Genomic DNA, 21038 nt, shown 5'->3' on the forward strand with positions numbered 1-21038 from the left:
CCGCCCCCGGACGCCCGATGCCCGACGCCCCCCGGACGCCCCTTCAGGCTTAGAACGCCCGACGCCCCTTCAGGCTTCGAGCACCCGGCACTCCCTCGGGCTTCGAACGCCAGGCGCCCCCTGGACCCCGGAACGCTCAGTGCTCCTTGGGACTCCAGCGGGCGACGTCGCGTCCCGTTTCGAGCTCGGCCCACTCGTCCTCGGTCTCGATGACGGCGAACGCGCCGGGCGGGAAGCCGGGGTCGCCGTCCCTCGCGGTGAGGTCCAGGACCAGCTCGTGGACGCCGGGGTTGTGCCCGACCAGCATCAGCGTGCGGACCTCGGGGTCGCTCCGCCGGATCAGCGTGAGGAGCTCGTCGGAGTAGGCCTCGTAGATGGCCGGGTCGAATGTGATGTCCGTGTCGGGCAGGGCCAGCCTGGCGGTCTGCCTGGTCCGCTCCGACGGCGAGCAGAGCACCAGGTCGGGATGGAGATCCATGCCGGTGAGCGTCTCCCCGACCCTGCGGGCGTCACGCTCGCCGCGCCCGGTGAGAGGGCGCTCCCGGTCGGCCAGGCCGTGGACGTGGGCCGCCTTGGCGTGCCGCAGCACGATCAGGGTACGTGTCGTCACCTCGCCGCCCACATGGCGATCCCCACGATCACCGCGAACACCGCGACCATCGCCAGCAGGATGAATACGAGTGACTTGCCTCCGGAGGGCTGCTGTTCCATACGGCTCAGTTTCCCATCGGTGGACCCCGCACACGCGGAAGGGGTGCACGGACCCCGCGCACCCCTCCCGTCAGGCCTTGCTCAGCTGGAGATCGGCTCTCGCTCGCGCTTGACGTTGTTCTCCTCGGTCGGGGCGATGCTCGCCGAGCGGCGCTTGGAGACGATCACCGCGGCGACGACGATGCCGGCCGCGACCACGGTGACGCCGATCCGCAGCGCCACGTTGTCGGCGTAGGTGACCACGGCCGGAGCGATCAGCAGCGCCACCAGGTTCATCACCTTCAGCAGCGGGTTGATCGCCGGGCCCGCGGTGTCCTTGAACGGGTCGCCGACGGTGTCACCGATGATGGTGGCCTCGTGGGCGGACGATCCCTTGCCCCCGTGGTGGCCGTCCTCGACCAGCTTCTTGGCGTTGTCCCAGGCGCCGCCGGAGTTGGCCAGGAACACCGCCATCAGCGTGCCGCAGGCGATGGCCCCGGCGAGGAACGCGCCGAGCGGCGCGTAGCCGAGGGCGAAGCCGACGGCGATCGGCGTGAGTACGGCGAGCAGGCCGGGCGTGGCCAGCTCCCGCAGCGAGTCACGGGTGCAGATGTCCACGACCCTGCCGTAGTCGGGCAGTTCCGTACCCGCCATGATCCCCGGCTTGGTGCGGAACTGCTCGCGCACCTCGAAGACCACCCGCCCGGCCGCCCGGCCGACCGCCATGATGGCCAGGCCGGAGAACATGAACACCACCGCCGCGCCGATGATCAGGCCGACCAGCACGTTCGGGGAGTCGACGCTCAGGCTGAACGTGCTGAAGGAGCCGAGCACGTCCTTGACGCCCTGGGTCGCGGAGGCGAGCTGGGTCTCGATCGCCGTCCGGAACGCGCCGAACAGCGCCGTCGCGGCGAGCACCGCCGTCGCGATCGCGATGCCCTTGGTGATGGCCTTGGTGGTGTTGCCCACGGCGTCCAGCGATGTGAGCACCCGGGCGCCCTCCCCGTCGACGTCCCCGGACATCTCGGCGATGCCCTGCGCGTTGTCGGAGACCGGGCCGAAGGTGTCCATCGACACGATGACGCCGACAGTGGTCAGCAGGCCGGTGCCCGCCAGTGCCACGGCGAACAGGGCGATGGTGACGTTGCCGAAGCCGAGCAGGAACGCCCCGTAGACGGCGGCGCCGATGATGAGCGCCGAGTAGACCGCCGACTCCAGGCCGACGCTGATGCCGGACAGGATGACCGTGGCGGGACCGGTGCGGGCGCTCTCCCCGATGTCCTTCACCGGGCGGCGGTTCGTCTCGGTGAAGTAACCGGTGAGGATCTGGATGGCGCTGGCCAGCACCAGGCCGATGAGCACGGCCCCGATGGCGATCAGGCGCGGGTCGGAGGTGATCGCGGCGATCTCCGGGCTCACCCCGGTCAGGCCGGCGAAGCTGCTCGGCAGGTAGAGGAAGGCCGCGACGCCGACGAGGACCGCCGAGATGACGGCCGAGATGAAGAAGCCGCGGTTGATCGCGGCCATGCCGTTGCGGTCGCCCTTCCGCGGGGAGGTGGTGAAGATACCGATGATCGCGGTGATCACGCCGACCATCGGCACGATCAGCGGGAAGACCAGGCCCTCGGTGCCGAAGGCCACCTTGCCCAGGATCAGGCTGGCGACCAGCATGACCGCGTAGGACTCGAACAGGTCGGCGGCCATGCCCGCGCAGTCGCCGACGTTGTCGCCCACGTTGTCGGCGATGGTGGCGGCGTTGCGCGGGTCGTCCTCGGGGATGCCCTGCTCGACCTTGCCGACCAGGTCGGCGCCGACGTCGGCGGCCTTGGTGAAGATGCCGCCGCCGACCCGCATGAACATGGCGAGCAGAGCGGCGCCGAAGCCGAAGCCCTCCAGCACCGCCGGGGCCTCGCCGCCGTAGACGATCACCACGATGGCGGCGCCGAGCAGGCCGAGACCGACGGTGATCATGCCGGCCACGCCGCCGGTGCGGAAGGCGATCCGCATCGCGACCTTCTCGCCCGACTCACGGGCGGCGGCGGCGACCCGGACGTTTCCGCGGACCGCCAGCCACATGCCGATGAAGCCGGTGAGTGCGGAGAAGACCGCGCCCACCACGAAGAAAACCGAGCGGCCGATGGCCACACCGGTCGATTCGGCGGGGAGCAGATAGAGCAGGAAAGGGATCAGGATGACGAACACCGCGAGCGTCCGGAACTGCCGCGCCAAATACGCGGAGGCCCCTTCCTGTACGGCTCGCGCGATGTTCTGCATACGCTCGGTGCCTTGACCGGCGGCGAGCACCTCCCGCACGAGGACGCCGGCGACGGCGAGTGCGAGCAGGGCCACGACGGCCACCACTATCACTATGTTGAAATGGGAACCGCTCAGGGATACCGCTGGCTCTTCGGCAACGGCTAGATGGAGCACAGACATCCGACTCTCCTCGGCAAGACGGGAACACGTCCTGCCCGGAGTGCGCTGCGGTGGATGGTCGGCAGACGGAGCGGCGCACTCCGGGTGTTGGCAGTGCCGCTTCCGGTTGCGTCCGCAGACTCCCCACGGAATTGAGCCCGTTCACGGGCCGCTCCGAAGGACAAACCTTGGCCGGTGCCGGGAGTCTACGCAGCTACGACCCGGATATGAAGCCTCTGTGCTCGGCCAAATTAACGGAGCGTTCAGTAATCGCTCTCGACCAGCCTGCTTATAAGGGCATTCAGGCCGGTGAAACGAATCTTAAACTCGCATTTACTTCTAATTTCGGCCTACACATATCAAAATTATGTTTTGACCGAAACCCCGCGCCCCCATACGGACAGCCGGGCGCGCCCAGTGGGCACGCCCGGCTGCCGAAGTTCTCTGCTGCCAGAGCCGAGGCTCTCCGCTTGTCAGACCGGAGACAGACCGTTGGTCGCCGCAGGCCAGCTCATGCGGATGCGCATGCCCTTCTGGCTGGGGTAGACCTGGACGTCGTCGGCCAGTCCCACGATGACCGCGATGCCGAAGCCGGTCATCAGCGTGTCGGGAAGCTGCCCGAGTGGATCGTCGAACCGTAAAAGCTCGCGCTCCTGCTCCAGCTCATCACTCGGGGCGGAGTCGGTGACAGTCACCTCGAACCGCCCCAGATCATCACGTAGCTCGATGCGGATCGGCTCTACCGGACAGTGGAGGCGATGTGCCTCGACAGCCCGGGAGCACGCCTCACCGACGGCGAGCCGTACCTCGTCCAGCAACGACTCCTCCACGCCGGTGCGCCTGGCGATCGCCGTGGCGACCAGACGTGCCGTGCGCACGTGCGCGGGGAGAGCGCTGAACGTCAGCTCGACGGTAGCCACGACTACTTGTCTCGGCCGTGGGCTTCCTTGGCCTCTTCCACCGAGGCGTAGATCCCGAAGACCTTGGTCAGTCCGGTGATCCGGAAAATCTTCAGGATGCGCTCCTGGGTGCAGACCAGCTCCAGTGAGCCGTCGTGCGCCCGAACTCGCTTGAGCCCGCCGACCAGGACACCAAGGCCCGTTGAGTCAAGGAAGTCAACCTTCTCCATGTTAACCAGGAGGTGGAAGTTCCCCTTGTTGACCAGGTCGATCAGGAGCTCACGCAATCTGGGCGCGGTGTAGACATCGATCTCACCCTCGACCTCAACGATGGTGAGACGGTCCTCGGAATGGTGGTCCAACTTCAGATCCACAGATCCTCCAGCGCCTTGCCTGCGAAAGTACCGATTCAGGCGTGACTCCTGGGACCGGGTGGCCCCCAGACGACAAGCCCCGACGCGCGGCATTCAACCATGCGTACGCTCAGTGTCTATACGAAATCACGATTCCCGGCGACTCTGCCCACAGATGCCAGACTGGAAACCAGTGACTCCGCCCTCATCCTCCTCTCTCCGAGCGGGTTCCGCGCTCCGCCACCTGCTCGGCGTTCCCGCACGTCGCGACCGCGTGACCCACGTGGAGCACGTTCCAGCACGTCAGGCGGGTCAGACCCGCTGGCCGGACTGGGTTCACGAGAGCCTGGTTACGCGCTGGGCGAACCACGGCATTTCGGGCTTATGGTCACATCAAGCCGAGGCGGCCGACCTGGTCCATCGTGGTCAAAACGTGATCATTGCCACAGGGACCGCCTCGGGCAAATCCCTCTCCTACCTGGTCCCCGCCCTCTCCTCGGTGCTCGACGGCGGCACGATCCTTTACCTCACGCCTACCAAAGCGCTGGCCGCCGACCAGCTGCGCGCCCTGAACGAGCTCGACGTCCCCGAGCTCCGCGCGGCCACCTTCGACGGCGACACCTCCTTCGAGGAACGGGCCTGGGTCCGCAAACACGCCAATTACGTCCTGACCAACCCGGACATGCTCCACCGCACCCTGCTGCCCCGCCACGCCAACTGGTCGTCCTTCTGGCGGCGGCTGCGGATGGTCGTGGTGGACGAATGCCACGGCTACCGGGGCGTGTTCGGCTCCCACGTGGCCCAGATCCTGCGCCGCCTGCGCCGCATCTGCACCCGGTACGGCTCCGCCCCGGCCTTCGTGCTCTCCTCGGCCACGGCCAGCGAGCCCGGGGCCTTCGCGATGCGCCTGACGGGCCTCCAGATGGCCGAGGTGACCACGGACGCCTCTCCTCGGGGCGCGACCACCTTCGCCCTGTGGGAGCCTCCCCTGACCGATCTGCGCGGTGAGGGCGGCGCGCCCCTCCGCCGTCCCGCCACCGCCGAGAGCGCCGACCTCCTCGCGGACCTGGTGATCGCCGACGTCCGCACCCTGGCCTTCGTCCGCTCTCGGCGTGCCGCCGAGTCCGTGGCCCTCACCACCCGGGCGAAACTCCAGGACCTCGTGTTCGACGTGGGGGCGCCCGGGGATCTGCCGGACAAGGTGGCGGCCTACCGGGCCGGATACCTGGCGGAGGACCGCCGTGGACTGGAGAAGGCGTTCCGGTCGGGAGACCTGCTCGGGCTGGCCACGACCAACGCGCTGGAGCTCGGCGTCGACGTGTCCGGGCTGGACGCCGTGCTCATCGCGGGATGGCCGGGGACCCGGGCCTCGCTCTGGCAGCAGGCCGGACGGGCCGGACGGGCCGGGCAGGACGCCCTGGCGGTGCTGATCGCCAGGGACGATCCGCTGGACACCTATCTGGTCCACCACCCCGAGGCGCTGTTCGGCCGGCCCGTCGAGGCGATCGTCCTCGACCCCGACAACCCCTACGTGCTGGGCCCGCATCTGTGCGCCGCCGCCGCCGAGATCCCGCTCACCCCGGACGAACTGCAGATCTTCGGCCCGACCGCCAAGGAGGTGCTCGCCGGCCTGGTGACGGAAGGCCTGCTCAGGCAACGCGCCACGGGCTGGTTCTGGACCAGGCGGGAACGGGCCACCGACCTCGCCGACATCCGGGGCGCGGGCGGCGCGCCGGTCCAGGTCGTGGAGGCGTCCACCGGGCGGCTGCTCGGCACCGTGGACGAACCCTCGGCCCACACGACCGTGCACACCGGCGCCGTCTACGTCCATCAGGGGGAGACGTACATGGTCGTCGAACTCGACCTGGAGGCAGGGGTCGCCCTCGTCGAGGCCGGAACCCCCGACTACACGACCTTCGCCAGGGACGTCACCGAGATCTCGGTCCTGGAGTCCCTCCGCTCGCACCCGCTCGGCCCGGGAGAGCTCCACTTCGGCTCCGTGGAGGTCACCCGCCAGGTCGTGTCCTACCTCAAGCGCCGTGCCCAGAGCGGCGAGCTCCTGGGCGACGAGCCCCTCGACCTGCCCCCGCGCACGCTGCGCACCCGCGCGGTGTGGTGGACGCTGCCCACCTCCGCGGTCGTCCCCCTGGCCGAGGACGGCCTTGACCTGGGTGGGGCCGCGCACGCGGCGGAACACGCCGCCATCGGCCTGCTCCCGCTCTTCGCGACCTGTGACCGCTGGGACATCGGCGGCGTCTCCACCGAGCTCCATCACGACACCGGGCTGCTCACCGTCTTCGTCTACGACGGTCACGAAGGGGGCGCGGGCTTCGCCGAGCGCGGCTACGCCCGCGCCATCGACTGGCTCACGGCCACCCGGGAGGCCATCGCCTCCTGCGAGTGCGAACGCGGCTGCCCCTCATGCATCCAGTCGCCCAAGTGCGGCAACGGCAACGAACCCCTGGACAAGGCAGGCGCCCTCCGGCTCCTGGCCGTCCTGCTCCCCGCCGACCCGCAGGGGACCTGGCCGTCCTGCTCCCCGCCGACCCGCAGGGGACCTGACCGCCTGCTCCCCACCGACCCGCAGGAAACCTGACCGCCTGCTCCCCACCGACCCGCAGGAAACCTGACCGCCTGCTCCCCACCGACCCGCAGGAAACCCAACTGCCTGCTCCCCGCCGACCCGCAGGGGACCTGATCGAAGGCCGTCACCTTCCCGCCGCCGTCACCCGCCGAAGGTTGCGTCCACGAAAAACCCGGTAACAGAACCCGGCCTCACCCACCCGCGAAGGAACTCCTTGAAACACCTGGCGGCGTAGCCCCCCACCATGTTCCCCATCGGCTCCACGGGATATTCCATCCGAAAACAACCGGGCGGGAAGTCACCGCCATAAGGCAGACGGCCAAGAACCGCACAACCAGCCGACCAGCCATAAACAACCAGACGAGAAGACACCACCACACGACAGACGGCCAAGAACCGCACAACCAGCCGATCAGCCATCACCGGGGACGCGACGACCAGCGGAGTAGGACGGGTCGTCCTCTTCCCTGTCGTCGGCGGCCCAGAAGTCGGTCGCCCCCGGCTGCGGACGCTCCCAGAAACCGCTGTCCTCCATGGACCGGGGCGCGGGCGGGAGATAGCCGTCCCACTGGTCTCCGATCCGGACCGCGACCGGGGTGACGGCGGCCACCTCGGGGATCGGCGCCGCGACGGGCAGCGTCAGGTGGACGGGCTCGGCCGGGGGCTCCTCAACGGATTCGGAGCCCGGGTCCGCCCAGCCGGCAACCTGCTCGGCCAGGGCATGCTGTCCGTGAGCTGAAAAGCGATGCGCGGGAGCCTGCTCGGACGGAGCGTCCTCCGCTTGAACCGAAAAGCGACGGGCCGGAACCTGCTCGGACGGAGCGTCCTCCGCTTGAACCGAAAAGCGACGGGCCGGAACCTGCTCCGACAGAACGTCCTCCGCATGAGCAGAGATACCACGGGCCGGGGCCTGCCGTGCCGGGGCAGGGGCCGGCCCCTGCCGGGCCGAGGGGGGCTGCGCGGAAGACGGATTCGCCGGGACCCGCCGGACCTGACGGGTCTTGACCACGGCGAGGATGACCGCGGGCCGCCGGGGAGCGGCCGTGGCGGCGGCCGGCCCCGTGTCCCCGGCTGCCTTGGCAGCGGCCGTGGGAGGGCCGTCACCTCCCGAGGCGGGGGTCGCCGCCGCCGCTCCGGTGTCTGCGTCCGCGGCCAGCAGCTTGCGACGGACCCAGGCACCGCCGTGCGCGCCGAGCAGCAGCAGGATCAGGGCACCGGCGATGACGATGCCGTACTGGCCTATCCCCTCCGTCGGCGTCTCCGACGACCGGGCCGTGACGCTGGTCTTCGTGGCCGGTGCGACGTCTGTCCCGGTGATCGCGGAGTCGGGGGCCGGCTCCTTCTCGCCGTTCGACCTATCGCCGGCGGCATCGCTCTTCCTGTTCCGCTTGGTGGGCGGCTGCGCGGTGTTGCCGTCGTCCTTGACCGCGTCCCGAGACCCGGGCGCCTTCGTGGGCACCGCCGCCGTCCCCGGCGGCCGTGTCGGAGCCGTCGCGGGCTTCTTGGCCGGTAGCTGCGGCAGCTCCTGGACGCCGCTCCGCTGTTTGCCGTCGGTCTTTCCGCTCTGTGGACTGTCTGTGCTCCTGCCGGTGTTCTGCTGAGTCGTGCTGTTCCGCGACCCGGTGGTCTTCCGGGCGGTCTTGCCGGTGCCGGCGTTCTGGCTCCCGGTGTCCTGAGTGGTCTGCGGTGCCCTGGACACGGGGATGCTCACCGAGGCGATGGCCGAGTCCCCTGAGGTCAGGGTGCCGCCGCTGCCGTTACCACGCAGTGCCCGCACCGTGAACCCGATCCGCCGGCCGGCCGCCTTCGCGGGAACGGACAGGGTCGCCTTGCACGAGCCGCCGGAACAGGCGCTGCCCACCCGCACCAATCCGACCTTGCCGGTCTGGCTCGTGGAAACCTGGTAGCCCCGCAGATCGGGTTCGGAGCCCTTGCGCCAGGTCACCATGGCCCTACCGCCCCGCAGCCTGACGGCCACCCCGCTCGGCGTCGACGGCGGTGCGGCCTGGGTCAGGGTTTTGCTGGCCTGGTGCCACTCGGCACCGAGGAGCTTGCCCCTCTGCTCGACTTTGATCTCATAGCTGCCGTTGGGGCGGTCACGGGGGTCCCAGGAATAGGAGACCTTCCGATCGCCTTTCGCCACCTGCCGGCCATTGACGAAAAGGACCGCGTCGAACAGCGGATCGACCGTGCCGGAAAGAGTCACCGTCCTGTTGGAGGTGACCCGTGAGGGGATGTCCAGCCGCGCCACGGCCTGCGCCGGACTCGCGACAGCAAGCAAAGCGGACACGGACACGATCGGCACGATCGTCGCCACAGCGACCAGGCTGCGAACCGTCGTCACGACGCTTCCCTTCGTCGAGAGCCGCGCACCGCCTCGCCCCGCAGTGCGAGCGGTCGCACGGCGACCGGACGTGCCAGTCCTCCAGACCGGTTCACACCGGCCCGGCCCCCGAACCTGTGGTCACGATCGGGACGGACCGCTCGACAGTGCCGTGCGCCCCAGCGACTCGCGACCCATCCCTTCCCAGGCCTGAGCACAAGTCCCTTCCCAGGCCTGAGCACAAGACAACACGGACCGAGGGTAAGCGGAACCTTACGTGAGATTTCTGGCTTTTGGACATGTCGTCTAAGAGTCGTGATTCGATTGCGACCTTGCCCCTCAAATACCCGGCAGCCCCGTCTCCACCCTGTTTCTCCGTGGGGCCGCACCGTGCTTTCCCGCGTTTCCCGGTGGGTCTACACCGCGCTTTCCCGCAGGTCCCCTCCCGCTCTCACCTGCGTCTCGACACTGTTTGTCAACCAATGAAGCCGGCGATGTCGACAGGTCCGGCGCGCGCATTGGCCATGATCGTCCGGTCGCCCAGCACAGGCAGCGAGAGCCCCACGGCCACCTGGACGTCAGCAATGCCGTCGCCGTCGATGAAACATCGTGTGATCGTCGCTCCGTTGCCCTCGGCCAGCGAGGACGCCTCCGCGCACCCGCGCTCCGGAGCGGCGAAGGCCAGCCGGGCGGCGGCGAGCGCGCTGAGATCGGCGGCACTCTGCGCCCGATGACGGGCCACTCTGGCCGTGCCGGCGAACACGACCGTCGCAGTCACCGCGAAGACCAGCGCCATGAGCCCGGCCACCCATATGGTCGCCGCTCCCCGATCTCCCCCCATCCCTCCGATGCACCGGCCCGTCCCAGCCGTTCCGCCCTTACCGACCCACCGGCTCCTCCCGGCCTTACCGACCCACCGGCTCCTCCCGGCCTTACCGATCCGGCCCTTCCCTGGCCTTCCCTGTCCACCGGCCCCTACCGGCCTTCCCGCACGATCCCTCCTCCTCACTGCTCGGCTCCCGGTTCCGTGGCGGAGAGCGCGGTCGCACGGACGGTGACGGCCGGAAGCGAAGCGCCCCAGCGGGGTCTGATGCTCGCGGAGACCTCCACCCGGGTCACCTCCGCGCTCCGGGTCACCACGACGTGGGCACCCGCTGGGGCGGCAGCCAGCACACCACCTCGCACCTGCTCCAGCGACTCACCCCGTGACGCGGCCCGAGCTCCCGCCCGAGCCGCGTCCACGCACTCCAGCTGTGCACCGACCGCCGCCACCGCCCACAACGCGGCGGCCAGCATCACCACGACGGCGGGCAGAACCACCGCGGTCTCCGCGGTCACCGACCCCTTCGACGGACGTGCGGCGGCAACCGTCCCCGCAGGAGTCATCCGGCCACGTTCAGCGCCCGGTTGATCAAGCCTGAGATCATCTGCTGAACCTCGGGACTCGTCACCACCTTGAAGAGGAGCGCGGCGAAAGCACAGGCGGCGATCGTGCCGACCGCATATTCAGCGGTGGACATACCCCGATCGCGGCCCGAGCCGGCGATCAGCAGCGTCCAGCGGGCACGCAACCACCGCGACCGGCGGCCTCGGATACCGCTGGCGATCGATCGAGTCATCGTTTCCTCCCGGAAATCCCGCCAGGTCCAATGCCCGGCATCTGCTGGACCAGATTTCCTTACGGGCACGCGACCCTGCGGATACGAACGACGTTCTGTGGATCCGCGTCATCGCCTGTGGACAACGATGGACGACCACTGCCGGAAAGGGCCTGGCAGCCGCCGTCACACTGATTCGTTGCGCTTTGTCAGCTCATCGTTGAGCCGCAGGGCCTCCGCCAATTGATCTTCCAAAATGATGATGCGGCAGGCGGATTCCAGAGCGGTCCCCTGGTCGACCAGTTCGCGCGCCCGAGCGGCAAGGCGGAGCTGGTAACGGGAGTAGCGGCGGTGGCCGCCGCTCGACCGCTGCGGCTCGATCAGCTTCGCAACGCCGAGGCTGCGCAGAAACGCGGGAGTGACATCGAGGATCTCTGCGGCACGGCCCATCGAGTAAGCCGGATAGTCATCGTCGTCGAACTTGTCGGCCGAAGCCGCCGGAACTGGGGTCATCGCACCTTCCGAGAACGCGGACAAGGGCCCCGGTGCCTAGCACCGGGGCCCAGAGAGTTTCAACACCATCTACCGACTAATCGTGTCGGTTTTTCGACTTTGCACAAGCCTCCTCGGATGGGAAGTGCGCTGGATCGCATATGCGTAACCGGAGACCACCTTCCATTTCGTGAAGCCGTGTCACCCGCGCGGATGTCGCATCCGCCGCAGGTGATTCTGATGGCGCCTCAATCTCTCCTTTCTTTCATCTGCATGCCTGTGATGCCCCTTATGGCGGGTCGACGACCGTCTCGGACGACACGTCATCGCGTCGGAGCTCTTTCACTGCTCCAGCTCCGCCGAGCCTGGACGCGCCACCCACCTTCACAGCAGGCAACCCTGCCGCGTCGGACTGATCATCACTTGCGCCAGGTCAAATACTATCCGTCTAACTCAAGAATGTCTACTCTCACCACAACAGATTTTGATGGATCAGGGGGCAAGATAATCTCTACCACTCGGCCCCTCCGGGTCATCTGCAGGCCCGACCACCGGCGCACCGCGCGACCCAGTTCCTCGATGGCCCGGCAGGTCTTCCGGCTCTCCGTCCCGCCGCCTCCGCCCCACCCCTTCGCCGTCATTCGGCCCGACAAGACGACCAGGGCAGGGGAACGAGATCTGTGACGGTTACACAGCGCTACATCCGCCTGGCCGCAGCTACACGAGAACAGGGCCCCTCATGGCAAGCCTCGGCAACCGAGTCTGCCGATGACCTGAGGGCACAGGCCAGGTCCCACCCAAGCGAAAGGTACCCCTAGGGCAAACTGTGGATATTCATCCACAACCCCTCACATTCCTGTGGATAACTAGATGGGAGTCGGGGACATCCTGTGGATAACTCAAGGGAGCAGCACCTCGCCGGCGAGACCGGCCACGACGGGGACGATGCCCAGAAAGACGAAGGCCGGCAGGAAACAGAGCCCCAGCGGGGCGACGGCCTGAACCCCGACCCGCCGGGCGGCGGCCGCCGACGCGGCACGGACGGCATGGCGGGAGTCATCGGACAGCCTGGTGAGGACATCCGCCACCGGGGCGCCGCTGAGGGCCGCCCGGCTCATCATGCGCGCCAGGGGGGCCAGCGGAGGTTCAGCCGCGAGAGCCTGCCAGGCGCTCTCGGGCGCGGCCCCCAGCTTCAGCTGCCCGCTCACCCAGGCCAGCCGTTCACCAAGCGGCCCACCCACCGCTTCGACGGTGACGTCGATGGCACCGACGATCGGCTGCCCGGCACGCAGACAGGCGACCATGAGATCAGCCGCGAGCGGCAGGTCCACCACCACCCGATCACGCTCCCGGCGCGCCCGGGGCGACTCCCGTCGCTGGACGGCCATCAGCGCCACCGCAGAGCTGACCACCCCGGTGACGATTCCCGGGACGCCACCGACCATGAGGAACACCATCAGCCCGATGGTGGCGGAGATCACCATCTCGCCTCTACTCGGCCGCCGCCTTCCTACCGGGCCGCCGATCACCCCTGCGGGCGGGGAGAACGAGGGTGCCCCGGCCTTTGGCAGCGCCTCAACCGGCCGGATCGAGGAAGGCAGCCGAACTCGGCGGAGCCGTTCGGCGGGATCGCCGTGCGACGTCCACAGCCAGCCGGCGATCCCGGCAAGCACAACGGCGAGCAAAATGATCATTGGTCTCGTTCCTCGTGATCAGCCGGCCACCGGCCGGAAAAGTCGGGCTCCACACATATGCCAGCTCCGGCTATGTCCCCGGGGGTGTACGGCGTCGATGTCTCCCCGCGTGAACGACTGCTCGGAGAGCCGAGGGACGATCGGGTGCCGCACCGCCGCCCCGCTGCGAAATGAAGAACCCTCCTGTGCGGACATCGGCCCTGAGAACCGGAGGGCGATCGGGTTTCACGCGACTTCACCACCGAAAAAGAGGAGTCCCACACGGCACCCGCCCCCTGAAGGCACAGACCGGCCGGACCTCACGCGGCACACCGCAGAAACGAAGAACACCCCCGTACGGACAACCGCTCCAGCGGATCGGAAGACGGCCAGCCTCGCGTGAAGACCGTTCCGGGGCCGAAGGAGGGCCGAAGGAGGGCCGAAGGTCACAGCCGTCGGACACGTCGCGGCGGGTAGTCAGGCTTGCTGCTCCTAAGTGACCAGACGGTGGTCAGGCTTGCTGAGCATGGGTGACCAGACGGTGAGTCCACCACAGACCACAGCCGTCGAGCGCGAGACCGAGCGCCAGGCAGCCCACGCCCGCCGGGCTGCCGAACAAGAAGTGCAGCGGACGCATGCCCAGGCCCATGGCCATCAACAGGCCGAGGACGGGGAGTCCTGCCAGCAGTCGGGCTGTGGCGCGAGGGCCTGCGAGCTGGGCGGCGACGTCCTGGCGATGGGCCTGAGCCTCTCTGAGGGAACCGGCCACGCGATCGACGAGGACGGACAGGCCGGCCCCTGCGGTCACGCTCACCTTCCAGCAAGCGGCCAGCCCTCGGAAGGCTTCGCCTCCTTGCGCCGGCGCCGCGGCCAGCAGCGCGGCGGGCACGTCGCCACCGTCCCTCGCCGCGGCGATCAACGGCCGCAGCGCCACCGGATCGGGAAACTCCACGGTCGACGCGGCACGGGCCAGTGCCTCCCCTGCGGTCCGCCCGGCGGCCAACTCGGCTGCGAGTCCCTGGCACAGCTCGATCGATGCGGTCCGCCATGCAGCCGTGCGTCTGGAGGGCCGCGAACGGCCGGCGAACCTCGCGTACAGAGAGCCCGCCCCGTTCCGGGGACGGTGCCAAATCCGCCGCAGGCGGGCCGTTCCCGGGTCTGGCCCAGTCCACAACCACACGGCCAGAGCTGCGAGAAGCACAGCCGCCGCCGTCATGGCAGTGCCCCCAAGACATCCGGGGCAGAGCCGTCCGGTGATCGGTGGGACACGGCGGGGCCTTCCGGCCGCCCACGGTAATGGTCGAGCCGGGCGGGGCCGTACGGCCTGCGCACGATGCCGGGGGAGGTGAAAAGGCCCGGAGCTCGGGCCTTGAGGGCGGGAAGGCCCGGGCCGGTGGTCACACGGCCGTCCGATGAGAAGGTGAGAGCGGGTTCGGCATCGACCAGGCCTGAGGGCCGACGGATCATCATGCAGATCTCGGCCACCCTGCGGCGGCCACCGGCGTGGTCACGGACAAGGTGGATGACGACGTCCAGCGCGGCGGCGATCTGACTGTGAACCGCCTCACGGCTGAGACCGGCGGCGCATGCCAGTGCCTCCAGGCGAGGCGGCACATCGGCCGCGGTGTTGGCGTGGAGGGTGCCGCAACCACCTTCATGGCCGGTGTTCAGAGCGGCGAGGAGATCGACGACCTCGGCGCCCCGGACCTCGCCGACGACCAGACGGTCCGGGCGCATGCGCAGGGCTTGGCGGACGAGGTCGCGCAGGCACACGCCACCGGCTCCCTCAAGATTGGCCGGACGTGACTCCAAGCGCACGACGTGAGGGTGCAGTGGTCGCAGCTCGGCTGAGTCCTCGACCAGCAGCAGCCGGTCGCCGGGATCGGCCAGGGACAGCAGGGCAGACAGCAGAGTGGTCTTTCCCGTACCCGTACCGCCGGTGACGAGGAAGGCGAGCCTTGACTCGATCACCGCGGTGAGCACGGGGACGGCGTCGGCCCTGATCGTGCCGGCTCCGACCAGGTCGGGGAGGGTGAAGGTGCGGCGGGGCGGGAGCCGCAGGGACAGACAGGTGCCACCGGCCGCCACGGGCGGCAGGACGGCGTGGAGCCGGACACCGCCGGCCAGGCGGGCGTCGACGTAGGGGCACGCGTCGTCCAGACGCCTGCCGGCGGCAGAGGCAAGCCGCTGGGCGAGCCGCCGGACCGCGTCTTCGTCAGGGAACACGACCGGGGTCCGGCGCAGGCCGCGGCCGTCGTCGACCCACACCTCGCGCGGACCGTTCACCAGCACGTCGGTGACCTCGGGCTCGGCCAGCAACGGCTCCAGCGGACCGGCTCCGATCAGGTCGGCGCACAGGACGCGAGCCACCGCCAGGATCTCCGCGTCGCCGAGCACCGCCCGTTCTGCCCGGAGGGCGACCGCGACGTGCGCGGCGCTGGGCTCGACCCCGCTCCTGGCCAGCCGTACCCGGACCGCCTCCACCAGCTCGGGTGAGACCGCCGTGGCGACACCGGACCGCTTCATCAAATCTCCTTGAGCGTGGATACCCCCGCCCTCGGGCGGGGAGGAAACGCGGCGCGGCGGCGCGCGATTCGGTGACGTGATCGGTGGCGGCGATCACCAAGCCGCTGCTCGCGTGATCGGCAATGCCCTCGCCGCCGGGCCGGCGGAGAGGTGAACCGCCTGTGGAGCCGGTGGAAGACCTCAACGGAGATCCTGCGGGCGGGCGACCGGCGGTGAAACAGGAAGTCTCAAGGGTGACTGTGGAAATCCCCTTCCAGGAGGGGAGGAGGTCAAGTCTCCGCCACGAGCAGCGAGTGCAGGAACGAGGCGCAGAACCGGCCGAGAGAGCTCCGGCGGCCAAGTGGGGGAACGTCCCCGCGGTTGAGGGCGACGGCGAGGCGAGGCTGGTCGGGGAGGCTGCCGGCGTACGGCACGCGGAGGGAGGCCGTGACCACCTCGTCGTCCAGGACGCCGCCGCGTACGACGGCGCGCACCTCTCCGGTGTGCTTGCGCAGCCCGGCGAGCACCTGGGCCGCCGCGAGCACCCCGCGCACATCGGCGGTGACGACCAGCAAGGTGGTGGAGGCCCTGCTGAGCGCCTCCACGGCGGCCTGGTCGGGATGGCGGGGCAGGTCGACGACCACCAGGTCGAAGCCTCGCCGACCCGCTTCGAGAACCGAGCGCATCGCCTCAGCGGGGATGGGCTCGACCTCGCCGCGGTGGAAGGAGAGCAGGGTCAGCTCGGCGAAGGTCGGCAGAGCAGCCTGAAGTGCGGTGAAGCTCACCCTGCCCTCACGGGCGACCAGGTCGGACCAGCGTGCTCCGTCGGCCTCCTCCTGACCGAGAAGCAGATCCAGGCCGCCACCGAGCGGGTCGGCGTCGACGAGGAGGGTGCGGAGGTGCCTGCGGGAGGCGCTCAGCGCCAGCGAGGCAGCAAGGACGCTGGCTCCGGCTCCCCCGCGACCACCGGCGACGCAGACCACGAGCCCCGCCCTGGCCTCCGGCTCCACGACATCGGCGAACTCGTCGACCAGTTGCCGCTCGGCCGAGGGCAGTTCCAGCACGGACTGGGCACCGACCGCGACGCACTTTCGCCAGGTGTCAGGATCATCGGGAGTGCGGGTGACGAGGATGACGCGGTGCCGGGGCGGCGGTCCGGTGGCGGCCAGGGCATCGGCCATGTCGCTGCCGACGACGACCAGCGGCGCACGGGTCCAGCGGGGCCGGGCATGTGCGGGCACGTGCGCGACGTCAAGCTCGGCTCCGGCCGCCGCGGCGACACGGAGCAGGTCGTCAAGCAGATCGTGGTCCTCGGTGATGACCAGAGGGCGGTCCAAGGGTGCCTCCCTGAAGTGCGGAGGACCCACTTTCCGAGAGAACCTGCCTCGGCGGATGCACCGAACGCCGCTCTGTGGACAGCCGGAGCGGGCTGGTATCACCTGTGGACAACCAATGGGCGGAAGCACCGGGAACCAGCAGCACCGAGACCAAGCAGGGCCGGATCGGGCGGGGAGGAAAAAGTGGCGACCCCCGCCGGGGGGGAGAGCGGGGGTCGCCAACCGGTCCGGCTCTGGGGGGGTAGAGCCGGTCCCGTTTCAGAAGAAAGCTTTCAGCACTTCACCAGAGCACAGCAAGAAGATTGCAGAGCCAGCTCGTGCGCAGTCACTCCAGTAAGGGAGATACCACCTCATGCTGCCCGATCAACTTGAGTTTCGTCGAGGAGTAATCTCTAATTTTCGCTAGTTTTTTCAAGGTAACGGTTGAGTCGCGACGCGACGTTCAATCAAATACGACCGCACGACCAGCTTGCGATCACACAGAGTGACCAGAATTACAGCTCGGGTGACCTGATAGTCACCTCAAGGACACGGTGCGGCATATGTGGGGATTCGTCCACGAATGTCCCCCGATCTGTAAAGGTCTTGGTTTCAGGGGTTCCCATCAGCCAGGATCCGGCATAGAAAGGTTGCACGGACCAGTTGTCCGGGCACGGCCGCCGGGCACCCACGTGCCGCCGAGCCGCGGGAGGCACCGTCGGGCCGGGCTTGTCCCGTCCCGAGGATTATTTGGTGCACGCTTGGTAACCCGGCTGGAAGTGCGGCAACGGCGCCCCACACCAGGGGCGCCGTTTGCTGTGCGGCATCAGGCGCGCCGTCTGCAGTGCGTCTCTCCGCAGGGCTGTGCGCCCCTCCATACGGCGTGCGCGTCCTTCCGCCTGGCGCTGCTGCGCCTCCCGCGCGACCGCCCCTCTCCTCGCGACGCGTGTGCTTTCGTACGGCGCGTGTGCTTCCGTACGGCGTACCTGTCCCCCGTACGATGCGTGTCCCCCGTACGGCGCGCCTGTCCCCCGTACGATGCGTCCCCGGACGACGTACCTGTCCCCCGTACGGCGTGCGCGTCCCTTCGCGCGGCGGAGGGCGCTCGCGATCAACCGCGCTGCATGGCCTCACAGATCGCCGTGGCCTCCCGGACCCCGAGCGTGATGGCTGAGGCGCAGTGCCTCACCCACACCGCGACCCCGTCGGGTGTTCCGCTCAGGTAGGCCTTCAGGCTCTCGGGATAGGCGTCTCCGAGTTCGAGGTGACCCAGCTCGACGGCCGCCAGCGACTTCGGGTCCAGGCCGAACTCCACCAGTGTCAGCCGCTCCGCCGCACGCGCGACCACGCCGTCCGCCGATCCGAACGGCCGCAGCACCGCCAGCTCCGCGTGCACGATGGCGGCGAGCACCAGCGCCGGCGCCTTGGAGGGCCCCGCGACCAGGCCGACCAGCCCGTCCACACGGGCGACGGTCTCCTCCGGCCCCGGCGCGGCGCCCAGACCGAGAGGGTCGGGCGCCTCGACGGCGCCCCGAGGGCGCCCGAGATGTTCGGTGAGGCCGGCGGCGGCGAGGGTGTGCAATCTGGCCAGCACCTGGCGGGGGGCCGCACGCCAGGTGGGGCCGAGCCGTCCCAACTCGGCCGAGACGCGCAGCGCGCCTTGGACGACGGGGTCGGTGACCTCCGGAATGGCCTCAAGCGGGACGTCCACGCCGTCCAGGGCGGCGGACGCGCGAGCACCGCGCAGGGCCGATCTGGCCGACACCTCCGGGCTCTTGCGCCGCAACACGCGGTGCCCGTAGAGCCGGTCCACGGCCTTGCGCGCGTCGGTGACCGCCTCGGGCACTCCGGGCAGTTCGGCGATGACAGCCAATGGGTCGCTCACGCTCCCCGACCTTACCGGCCGGTCAACAAGGCCCCGAACGCACCACTGAAACGGGGGCCGGACCGCTCGGCGAACGCATACCGCCGTCTGGCGCACCGCCGTACTAAAGGGCACGGAATAACACCCTCTACATTCCTATGGTGTCGAAAACACAACGGTTTCGCTGCAGTTGTTGTCGGGTGTTAAGACGATTGTGAGCCACTATGACCCCCTATCACCGATTGGTACAGACCTGTCTAGACCTCTTGTGGCATGGACCTCTGGCCTGGTGAAGTGGAACACGACCAGTCGTCTAGCAAGTACGTAAGGAGTGCGTAGTGGCCCCGGAGACCCCTGGTTCCGAGTCGCGTGAGACCCAGGAGACCTTGTCGAACCTGCTGCACGAGACCCGGCGGTTCGCACCTCCTGCCGACCTGGCCGCGGCCGCGAACGTGACCGCCGAGGCCTACGCCGAGGCGGAGCAGGACCGCCTGGCGTTCTGGGAGAAGCAGGCCGATCGGCTGAGCTGGTCCAAGCGCTGGGACACCACCCTCGAATGGAACCCGCCCTTCGCCAAGTGGTTCGTCGGCGGAGAGCTCAACATCGCCTACAACTGCGTCGACCGCCACGTCGAGGCCGGCCGCGGTGACAAGGTCGCCTACCACTGGGAGGGCGAGCCCGAGGGCGACAGCCGTACCCTCACCTATTCCGACCTGCAGCGCGAGGTCGCCAAGGCCGCCAACGCGCTGCAGGAGCTCGGGGTCGGCAAGGGCGACCGGGTCGCCGTCTACATGCCGATGATCCCCGAGCTGCCGATCACCATGCTCGCGTGTGCCCGCATCGGCGCGATCCACTCCGTGGTGTTCGGCGGGTTCTCCTCCGCCGCCCTCAGCGGCCGGATCCAGGACGCCGACGCCAAGATCGTGGTCACCGCCGACGGCGGCTACCGTCGGGGCGCGCCCAGCGCGCTCAAGCCGACCGTGGACGAGGCGGTCAAGGAGTGCCCGGGCATCGAGCACGTCCTGGTCGTCAGGAGGACCGGCCAGGAGGTGTCCCAGACCGAGAAGGACGTCTGGTGGCACGACATCGTGGACCGCCAGGCCGACGTCCACGAGGCGCGGCCGAACGACGCCGAGGACCCGCTCTACATCCTCTACACCAGCGGCACGACCGGCAGGCCCAAGGGCATCCTGCACACCACCGGCGGCTACCTGACCCAGGTCGCCTACACCCACCACGCGGTGTTCGACCTCAAGCCGGACACCGACGTCTACTGGTGCACCGCCGACATCGGCTGGGTGACCGGTCACTCCTACATCGTGTACGGCCCGCTGGCCAACGGCGCGACCAGCGTCATCTACGAGGGCACCCCGGACACCCCGCACCGGGGCCGGTTCTGGGAGATCGTGCAGAAGTACAAGGTCACGATCCTCTACACCGCCCCGACGGCGATCCGTACCTTCATGAAGTGGGGCGACGACATCCCCGCCAAGTACGACATGTCGTCCCTGCGTATCCTGGGCAGCGTCGGCGAGCCGATCAACCCCGAGGCCTACGTCTGGTACCGCGAGCACATCGGCAAGGACCGCGCTCCGGTGGTGGACACCTGGTGGCAGACCGAGACCGGCGGCATCATGATCAGTCCGCTGCCCGGCGTCACCTCGGGCAAGCCCGGCGCGGCCATGCGCCCGCTGCCCGGCATCAGCGCCGACGTGGTAGACGACCAGGGCAACACCGTCGGCAACGGCGGCGGCGGCTTCCTGGTGCTGCGCGAACCGTGGCCGTCCATGCTCCGCACGATCTGGGGCGACGACCAGCGCTACATCGACACCTACTGGTCCCGCTTCGAGGGCATGTACTTCGCCGGCGACGGCGCCAAGAAGGACGAGGACGGCGACCTGTGGTTGCTGGGCCGCGTGGACGACGTCATGCTCGTCTCCGGCCACAACATCTCCACCACCGAGGTGGAGTCGGCCCTGGTCTCCCACCCGAAGGTCGCCGAGGCCGCCGTGGTCGGCGCGACCGACCCGGTGACCGGTCAGGCCATCGTGGCGTTCGTGATCCTGCGCGGCAACGCCGAGGAGAGCGCCGACATCGCCGCCGAACTCCGCAACCACGTGGCCAAGTCCCTGGGGCCGATCGCCAAGCCGCGCCAGATCCTGGTGGTCCCCGAGCTGCCGAAGACCCGCTCGGGCAAGATCATGCGACGCCTCCTGCGCGACGTGGCGGAGAACCGCAGCGTCGGCGACGTCACCACGCTGGCCGACAGCACGGTGATGAACCTCATCTCCGAGAAGCTGCCCAGCGCCAAGAGCGACGACTGAGC

General features: G+C 69.1%; 16 protein-coding genes. 2 read left to right on the forward strand and 14 right to left on the reverse strand.

Annotation, left to right across the window (positions count from 1 at the left end; all coding sequences use genetic code 11):
* Positions 1-136: 136 nt before the first annotated feature.
* The 4 genes from CA984_RS02275 to CA984_RS02290 form a co-directional block, all read right to left on the reverse strand.
* The gene (locus CA984_RS02275; RefSeq protein WP_242675690.1) at positions 137-610 is read right to left on the reverse strand and encodes a SixA phosphatase family protein; all 474 of its coding nucleotides are present in this window, start codon (positions 608-610) and stop codon (positions 137-139) included.
* A 182-nt stretch (positions 611-792) separates the two neighbouring features.
* A complete protein-coding gene (locus tag CA984_RS02280; protein WP_086567441.1) occupies positions 793-3126 on the reverse strand; it encodes a sodium-translocating pyrophosphatase in 2334 nt (777 codons plus the stop codon).
* Positions 3127-3578: 452 nt separating this feature from the next.
* Positions 3579-4025: an ATP-binding protein gene (locus CA984_RS02285; protein ID WP_086567443.1), complete on the reverse strand. Its 447-nt coding sequence runs from the start codon at positions 4023-4025 to the stop codon at positions 3579-3581.
* 2 nt (positions 4026-4027) lie between these two features.
* Positions 4028-4378 carry an STAS domain-containing protein gene (locus tag CA984_RS02290; RefSeq protein WP_012887265.1) on the reverse strand — a complete coding sequence of 117 codons (351 nt, stop codon included), beginning with the start codon at positions 4376-4378 and terminating at the stop codon, positions 4028-4030.
* Positions 4379-4631: 253 nt separating this feature from the next.
* Between CA984_RS02290 and CA984_RS02295 the strand changes: the two genes are divergently transcribed.
* Complete coding sequence (locus tag CA984_RS02295) at positions 4632-6953, forward strand: DEAD/DEAH box helicase (protein WP_423229275.1); 2322 nt, start codon at positions 4632-4634, stop codon at positions 6951-6953.
* Positions 6954-7353: 400 nt separating this feature from the next.
* On the opposite strand, the gene CA984_RS02300 is transcribed toward CA984_RS02295, so the two are convergent.
* The 10 genes from CA984_RS02300 to CA984_RS02345 form a co-directional block, all read right to left on the reverse strand.
* Positions 7354-9285 carry a hypothetical protein gene (locus CA984_RS02300; protein ID WP_133061513.1) on the reverse strand — a complete coding sequence of 644 codons (1932 nt, stop codon included), beginning with the start codon at positions 9283-9285 and terminating at the stop codon, positions 7354-7356.
* A gap of 454 nt (positions 9286-9739) precedes the next feature.
* Positions 9740-10105 carry an Rv3654c family TadE-like protein gene (locus tag CA984_RS02305; protein WP_086567448.1) on the reverse strand — a complete coding sequence of 122 codons (366 nt, stop codon included), beginning with the start codon at positions 10103-10105 and terminating at the stop codon, positions 9740-9742.
* Positions 10106-10269: 164 nt separating this feature from the next.
* The gene (locus CA984_RS02310) at positions 10270-10602 is read right to left on the reverse strand and encodes a TadE family type IV pilus minor pilin (RefSeq protein WP_242675692.1); all 333 of its coding nucleotides are present in this window, start codon (positions 10600-10602) and stop codon (positions 10270-10272) included.
* A gap of 44 nt (positions 10603-10646) precedes the next feature.
* Entirely contained in the window at positions 10647-10883 is a 237-nt protein-coding gene (locus CA984_RS02315) for a DUF4244 domain-containing protein (protein ID WP_086567456.1), read from the reverse strand.
* Between the two features lie 165 nt (positions 10884-11048).
* Entirely contained in the window at positions 11049-11375 is a 327-nt protein-coding gene (locus tag CA984_RS02320) for a MerR family transcriptional regulator (protein ID WP_086567459.1), read from the reverse strand.
* 878 nt (positions 11376-12253) lie between these two features.
* Positions 12254-12838 (reverse strand): type II secretion system F family protein, encoded by a 585-nt coding sequence (locus CA984_RS02325; RefSeq protein WP_242675693.1) that lies wholly within the window; start codon positions 12836-12838, stop codon positions 12254-12256.
* Between the two features lie 700 nt (positions 12839-13538).
* Positions 13539-14243 (reverse strand): type II secretion system F family protein, encoded by a 705-nt coding sequence (locus CA984_RS02330; protein ID WP_086567462.1) that lies wholly within the window; start codon positions 14241-14243, stop codon positions 13539-13541.
* Entirely contained in the window at positions 14240-15553 is a 1314-nt protein-coding gene (locus CA984_RS02335; RefSeq protein WP_086567465.1) for a TadA family conjugal transfer-associated ATPase, read from the reverse strand. Before CA984_RS02335 ends, CA984_RS02330 begins: the two co-directional genes overlap by 4 nt.
* Before the next feature lie 269 nt (positions 15554-15822).
* Positions 15823-16869 carry a septum site-determining protein Ssd gene (gene ssd, locus CA984_RS02340; RefSeq protein WP_086567468.1) on the reverse strand — a complete coding sequence of 349 codons (1047 nt, stop codon included), beginning with the start codon at positions 16867-16869 and terminating at the stop codon, positions 15823-15825.
* Between the two features lie 1090 nt (positions 16870-17959).
* Positions 17960-18733, reverse strand: coding sequence for a Fic family protein (locus CA984_RS02345; protein WP_086567471.1), 774 nt, complete (start codon positions 18731-18733; stop codon positions 17960-17962).
* 317 nt (positions 18734-19050) lie between these two features.
* On the opposite strand from CA984_RS02345, the gene acs reads away from it, so the two are divergent.
* Positions 19051-21036: an acetate--CoA ligase gene (gene acs / locus CA984_RS02350; RefSeq protein ID WP_086567474.1), complete on the forward strand. Its 1986-nt coding sequence runs from the start codon at positions 19051-19053 to the stop codon at positions 21034-21036.
* Positions 21037-21038 lie beyond the last annotated feature (2 nt).

Origin of the sequence: Streptosporangium minutum (assembly GCF_002149035.1) — a bacterium.
GTDB lineage: Bacteria > Actinomycetota > Actinomycetes > Streptosporangiales > Streptosporangiaceae > Streptosporangium > Streptosporangium minutum.